Here is a 1,268-nt window from a genome sequence, read left to right as displayed (position 1 = left end):
TTCCTCCGTATCGACCAATACGTTTCCGATTGAAATCGAAATAGATAATCGTAATTCGCTCATCCCTGCGGGGATCAGTGCGGAAGTGCAGCTCCCTTTGAATGAAGTGCTAGCGATTAAAATTACCGCTGCAATGTTGGCGTTAGATGAAGAAGGGAATTTAGGTGTCAAAACACTGCAAGATGAACACGTTAAGTTTGTTCCTATTCAGTTAGTCAAAGCAGAAGAAGATGGCGTTTGGTTATCTGGGCTTGGCGAGCAAGCGGACATCATTGTATTAGGACAGGGGTTTGTTCGTGATGGCGATACCGTGATTGCGAATAAAGTCGGTGATGTCGCTGCCGATGCGGCCGAAGAATAGGGAGGCAGCATGTTTAGTATAATTGACGCTGCGTTATCCCGATCAAGAACGATGTTGACCTTGTTGGTGATGATCCTCATCGCAGGGGTCATTACTTACGTCACCATCCCAAAAGAATCTAGTCCCGATATCACTATTCCTATCATTTACGTCTCTGTTGGGCATCAAGGTATTTCTCCAACTGATGCTGAGCGTTTACTGGTTCGTCCTATCGAACAAGAACTGCGCTCAATTGAAGGGGTGAAAGAGATGACATCGGTTGCCTCCGAAGGCCACGCTTCAGTCACTTTAGAGTTTAGCGTCGGCGTGGATCTCGATAAAGCGATGGCGGATGTTCGCGACGCGGTCGATCTGGCGAAACCTAAGTTACCTGCAGACAGTGATGAACCGACGGTCAATGAAGTCACTTTTGCTTCAGAGGAGCCTGTTTTAACTGTTGTGCTTTATGGCACGGTGCCAGAGAGAACCATTGTTCAAATCGCTCGAACGTTGCGTGACAGACTAGAAAGCTTCCGTCAGATCTTGGAAGTCGATATTGCTGGTGATCGTGAAGATATTGTCGAGATCGTGGTCGATCCGCTTTTAATGGAAAGCTATGGATTGGATCAGGCCGATATCTATAACTTGATCGCACTAAACAACCGAGTGGTTGCGGCTGGTTTTGTCGATACTGGATATGGGCGCTTTTCGGTCAAAGTTCCGTCGGTGTTTGATTCTCTGAAAGATGTTCTTGAATTGCCTATCAAAGTGAATGGCAAAGAAGTGATCACTTTTGGTGATGTGGCCACAGTTCGCCGAGCGTTTCGTGATCCGGAAAGCTTTGCCCGCTTGGATGGTGAGCCTGCCATTGTGCTTGACGTGAAAAAGCGTGCTGGCGAGAACATTATTGAAACTGTCGCGTTAGTTA

General features: G+C 47.1%; 2 pseudogenes. Both read left to right on the top strand.

Annotated features, from left to right (window positions below):
* Positions 1-361 (top strand): annotated as a pseudogene (gene vmeJ / locus R8N46_RS24870) (multidrug efflux RND transporter periplasmic adaptor subunit VmeJ); the annotation flags it as partial.
* A 9-nt stretch (positions 362-370) separates the two neighbouring features.
* Positions 371-1,268 (top strand): annotated as a pseudogene (gene vmeK, locus R8N46_RS24865) (multidrug efflux RND transporter permease subunit VmeK); the annotation flags it as partial.

It is taken from the genome of Vibrio sp. 1874, from assembly GCF_033344395.1.
In the GTDB taxonomy this organism is placed as follows: domain Bacteria; phylum Pseudomonadota; class Gammaproteobacteria; order Enterobacterales; family Vibrionaceae; genus Vibrio; species Vibrio alginolyticus.
Note: the sequence above shows the minus strand (reverse complement) of the source record. Positions and strands in the feature narration are given on the sequence as shown.